This is a genomic window from Cytophagia bacterium CHB2 (assembly GCA_030263535.1).
Taxonomy (GTDB): domain Bacteria; phylum Zhuqueibacterota; class Zhuqueibacteria; order Zhuqueibacterales; family Zhuqueibacteraceae; genus Coneutiohabitans.
The window spans coordinates 1-4621 of sequence record SZPB01000444.1; the positions used below are offsets into that span (position 1 = coordinate 1).

6 protein-coding genes are annotated in these 4621 nt (G+C 52.0%); all 6 read left to right on the forward strand.

The genetic code is table 11. The annotated features are described in order from the left end of the window. Positions 1–165 precede the first annotated feature (165 nt). Complete coding sequence (gene cobO, locus FBQ85_26865) at positions 166–720, forward strand: cob(I)yrinic acid a,c-diamide adenosyltransferase (protein ID MDL1878756.1); 555 nt, start codon at positions 166–168, stop codon at positions 718–720. A 258-nt stretch (positions 721–978) separates the two neighbouring features. Continuing rightward, complete coding sequence (locus FBQ85_26870) at positions 979–1209, forward strand: hypothetical protein (protein MDL1878757.1); 231 nt, start codon at positions 979–981, stop codon at positions 1207–1209. Between the two features lie 182 nt (positions 1210–1391). Beyond that, the gene (locus FBQ85_26875; GenBank protein MDL1878758.1) at positions 1392–1790 is read left to right on the forward strand and encodes a hypothetical protein; all 399 of its coding nucleotides are present in this window, start codon (positions 1392–1394) and stop codon (positions 1788–1790) included. A gap of 13 nt (positions 1791–1803) precedes the next feature. Continuing rightward, the gene (locus tag FBQ85_26880; protein MDL1878759.1) at positions 1804–2913 is read left to right on the forward strand and encodes an endonuclease/exonuclease/phosphatase family protein; all 1110 of its coding nucleotides are present in this window, start codon (positions 1804–1806) and stop codon (positions 2911–2913) included. A gap of 10 nt (positions 2914–2923) precedes the next feature. Then, entirely contained in the window at positions 2924–3598 is a 675-nt protein-coding gene (locus FBQ85_26885) for a hypothetical protein (protein MDL1878760.1), read from the forward strand. A 23-nt stretch (positions 3599–3621) separates the two neighbouring features. After that, positions 3622–4560 carry a thioredoxin-disulfide reductase gene (gene trxB / locus FBQ85_26890; protein MDL1878761.1) on the forward strand — a complete coding sequence of 313 codons (939 nt, stop codon included), beginning with the start codon at positions 3622–3624 and terminating at the stop codon, positions 4558–4560. Positions 4561–4621: the final 61 nt, after the last annotated feature.

Consider the following 4621-nt stretch of genomic DNA (forward strand, 5'->3'; position numbering starts at 1 on the left):
CTTCGAAGCTTGTTTTTGAGAAATTTTTATTTTTAGCTTTTTCTGAAGCTAACTCGTTATTCTTCGTTCGCCCAAAACCAATTTTTGAGCTTAACCGGACAGCAGTGATTTGCCTCGTAACTTTTGCTTGTTTCTCAATCCCGCTCACGGTATTTTGCCGCCATCATGGAAATACAAAAGAAAATCGAGGTGCGGCACGGCCTGACTCTCGTGTACACCGGCGAGGGCAAGGGTAAAACCACGGCTGCCCTCGGCACGGCGTTACGCGCCGCCGGCTATGGCCTGCGCATTTACATGCTGCAATTCATTAAAGGTTCGTGGCATTACGGCGAGCTGGACGGCGCGAAGCTGTTGGAGCCCCATCTCACCATCGAGCGCATGGGCAAGGGCTTTTACAAAATCGTCGATGACAAGCTTCCCGAAGCCGAACATCGCAAAGCCGCAGAAGCGGCCGCCGCACATGCACTTGACATTCTGCGTAGCGGGCAATACGATATGGTGATTCTCGACGAAATCAATGTCGCGGTGATGACGGGCCTGCTCTCGACGCAAAAAGTACTGGAGATTATCGCCGCCAAGCCCGAGACTTGTCATTTAATTCTTACCGGCCGCGGCGCGCCGGAGGAAGTAATCGAAGCTGCGGATTTGGTCACGGAGATGCGCGAAATCAAGCATCCTTATCAAAAAGGCAAATTGGCGCAAAAGGGCGTGGATTTTTGAAGTGCACGTGCACACGGCAGGCCTCGAAATTTGGGTATCATGCGGCGTAGTGACTTTATTGGGATAGATTACTGTCACGCTTTTCAAACACTTGTTTCAGTCCCGCGAATTGTCTAATTTGCTTTGTCAAAATGCGGGGATTAGGCTGGCGGTGAGCCTGGAACGGACAAGCGAATGGAGTGGTATCATGGATTCTTTTCCTGATATTCAAGTCACCAACGTCTTTTTCGCGAACAATTAACCCAATCGAGGTGCGAAATGAGTACAGACTATTCAACGCCGGTGACTCTTGAGGAGGTCATTCCTCTTGTGGATCGTTTGAGTGAACTTGAACGAGAGGCGCTCAGGCAAATTCTGGAAAGCAAGGCCCATGTTGATTGGAAAACGGAGTGGGAAAAAGCCGTTACGTCTTTTCATCAAGTCTTTATGCAGTTTCCCGAAGAAGAGGTCGAAGCGGATTTAGCAAAAGCTTTGCGCGAGGTTATCTGAGAATCGCATCACTAATTGCATCGGAAGAATCTCCTGTGCCATAAAAACCATCTAATGAACTTGGGGCAATCATGCCGGCACTCAAAGTCTTCATTTCTTCCACCGACTTCGACCTTAAAGATTACCCGCAAGTGGCCATTGACGTAGCGAATCGCTACGAAGGAGGCAGGTAACAGATCAAGATGATCGATGACTACATCAAAGAAGCGCGGGAGATTGCGGCGCGGGCGGGGTATCGTTTGGTGTTGGCGGATATTCATTTGTTCTGCGCCGAGGCTTTGTTGGAAAAGCAAACGGCAAAAGGCAAACAGCAAAAAGCAACCAACACAAATTCATTTCTGGGGTTGTCTGAGGAACATCTGCGGAAGGCCAAAACATACGCGTTGGATGTTTCGGAATATGCGCATCTCTATCAATCCTCCGATCCGCATTTTTACGACGGCATTCCCGAGGCCGCCATGCTCAAACGCGGCATGACGCAGCAAGAACGCATCGACAACGGCTATTGGGTGGCGTATCAAATCGCCGAGGCGTTGGAGGAGAGAGTGAAGTCAAACTTGCGCACGAGGAAATTGGATTAAATCGACACTTTTTATGCGCAAGTTTGATTTCGCCAAACGCCTCGGCGGTACAATCATCCTGCTATCAGCCGCGTTTTTCGTCACAATTTGGCTCCTCACGTTTCATCCCGATGAACTGCAAACCGAGACCGTCACGAGTCCTGCCAGCGCGCCCTTACTGCAACCCGGCCAAAAACTCAAAATCCTGACCTGGAACATACAATTCATGGCCGGCAAGGATTACGTCTTCTGGCATGACACGCCCAATTTCGACGGCCCGCACGACCGGCCCTCACCCGAAGACATCGCGCGCACCCTCGCCGAAGTCAGCCGCGTCATTCGCGCCGAGAATCCCGATATCGTCTTGCTGCAAGAAGTCGATGACGGCGGCCGCCGCACAGATCACGAGGATCAGCTTGCGCGCTTGCTCGCCGCGCTGCCGCCGGAATATTCCTCACACGTGTCGGCGTTTTATTGGAAAGCCGCATTCGTGCCGCATCCGCGCATTCTGGGCAGCGCGGGTATGAAGCTGGCGACGGTTTCGAAATACCGGATTTCGCACGCGCGCCGCCATCAGCTCGCGCTGCCGCCGAACGATCTCATCACGCGGCAATTCAGCACCAAGCGCGCCATTCTGGAAGCGCGCTTGCCGCTAACCAACGGCGCGGAACTCGTTGTGCTCAACACCCATCTCGATGCCTTCGCGGCGGGCACCAACACAATGCGCTTGCAAGTGGCGGAGATCGACAGTATCTTAACGGCGTTGCGCAGCAGCGGCGTGGCCTGGGCCTTGGGCGGCGACTTAAATCTCCTGCCGCCGGATGAAGCTGCCTATCACCGCCTGCCCGAGAGCCACGAGAGTTACTATCAGCAAAACTCGGAGATCGCGCCGTTGTATCAAAACTATCAAGTCTTGCCGAATTGGGAAGAGGTCACGGGACTTGATTATCAAAAATGGTTTACGCATTTTCCCAACGACCCGGCGGCTGCAGGCCCCGATCGCACGATTGATTATCTGATTTTTCCGAAGCAGGCTCGCGTGGATACGCACTACGTGCGGCAGCATGACACGCTGAAAATTTCGGATCATCTGCCGGTTATTGCGATCATGCAAGTGCCGGATAATTTGTCGAACGAATTGTGATGAAAGTGATATGGAATCGCTGACGACAATCCTTGAGCGACGCGTCGACGTCGGCAAAGTCATTCGCAATGCAGCCGTATTCAATTTCAAAAACTGGCGCGGAGGGGTTATGAACGCGGACTCGCTGCCTCAGACCGTTCGTGATCTTTTTCAATTATTGCATGAGCGGAAAGCAGACTTCTTGTTGGTTGGCGGCATTGCTCTGTTGCAATATATTGAAGGCCGCAATACCGAAGACATCGATTTGATTATGGCCCTTTCCACGCTTAAGAAGCTGCCTGAGATTCATATCGAGAAAATGGATGAATACTTCGCACGGGGACAGTTTCACGAGTTGCGCATCGACATCCTGCTGACGCGAAATCCGCTTTTTAATTATGTGCGACAGCATTGTGCCACAACGCATCACTTTGTCGAACGAGACTTGCCATGTGCGACAGTTGAGGGGTTGCTGCTGCTCAAGCTTTATGCCCTGCCTTCGCTGTATCGCCAGGGCGATTTTACTCGTGTGGGACTTTATGAGAATGATATTGCCACATTAATGCATGCTCATCAACCTCGACTTGATCCCCTGTTCAAAGAATTGGCACACCATATGAGCAAAACCGATCTCGACTCCGTCAAAGAAATCGTTGCAGAAATTCAGCAACGCTTGCAACGTTTCGGCGAGAGTTTCAAATCATAAACATAATTGTTGAAGGATAAAAAATGTCATCTTTTGAAACACGCAATGTGATTATCATTGGTACCGGCCCGTCCGGTTACACCGCGGCGCTATACTCGGCGCGCGCGAATCTTGCACCACTGGTCTTTGCCGGCCCGGAGCCGGGCGGCCAGCTTACACTCACGACGCTCGTGGAGAATTATCCCGGCTTTCCCGCAGGCATCAACGGCCCGGAATTGATGGAAAATATGCGCAAACAATGCGAGCATTTCGGCGCCGAGTTGATTCATGACACGGTCGATCGCGTGAATTTCAAAGCCTCACCCTTTGAGATTTTCGTGGGAGATCAAAAATACACCGCCAAAACCGTCATCATCTCCTCCGGTGCCTCGGCAAAACTGCTGGGATTGCCGGCGGAGCGCAAGTTGATCGGTCACGGCGTTTCCACGTGCGCAACGTGTGACGGCGCATTTTTCCGCAATCAAGAAGTCATTGTCGTCGGCGGCGGCGATACGGCTATGGAAGAGGCCAATTTCATCACGAAATTCGCCAGCAAAGTCAATCTCGTGCATCGCCGCGACAAGTTTCGCGCCTCGAAAATCATGCAAGAGCGCACCTTCAAGAATCCCAAGATCAATATCATTTGGGATTCAACCGTTGCCGACATTCATGATGTCGCAAAAAACACGGTAACCGGCGTCACACTGCAAAATCTCAAAACCGGCAAGACGACGGAAATGCCGATCTCCGGCGTCTTCGTTGCCATCGGCCACAAACCCAACACCGAATTTTTGCAGGGGCAGGTCGAGACGGACGAGGTCGGCTACATCAAACTCAAGTGGCACACCATGACAAACGTGGAAGGCGTGTTTGCCGCCGGCGATGTGGTGGATCACTATTATCGCCAGGCGATCACTGCCGCCGGTATGGGTTGTCAAGCCGCGATGGACGTTGAGAAATATCTGGAAGCCAAAGGGCATTGAGTTTTAGTCGCACAATACCTTTCACATGACATATCATTACGTAGTCCCGGCCCCTTGCGGG

What these genes read in the sequence shown, in the direction of transcription:
- FBQ85_26885 (MDL1878760.1), top strand. Translation starts at nt 2,924, where the DNA reads ATGGAATCGCTGACGACAATCCTTGAGCGACGCGTCGACGTCGGCAAA.
- FBQ85_26870 (MDL1878757.1), top strand. Translation starts at nt 979, where the DNA reads ATGAGTACAGACTATTCAACGCCGGTGACTCTTGAGGAGGTCATTCCT.
- FBQ85_26880 (MDL1878759.1), top strand. Translation starts at nt 1,804, where the DNA reads ATGCGCAAGTTTGATTTCGCCAAACGCCTCGGCGGTACAATCATCCTG.
- FBQ85_26875 (MDL1878758.1), top strand. Translation starts at nt 1,392, where the DNA reads ATGATCGATGACTACATCAAAGAAGCGCGGGAGATTGCGGCGCGGGCG.
- trxB (MDL1878761.1), top strand. Translation starts at nt 3,622, where the DNA reads ATGTCATCTTTTGAAACACGCAATGTGATTATCATTGGTACCGGCCCG.
- cobO (MDL1878756.1), top strand. Translation starts at nt 166, where the DNA reads ATGGAAATACAAAAGAAAATCGAGGTGCGGCACGGCCTGACTCTCGTG.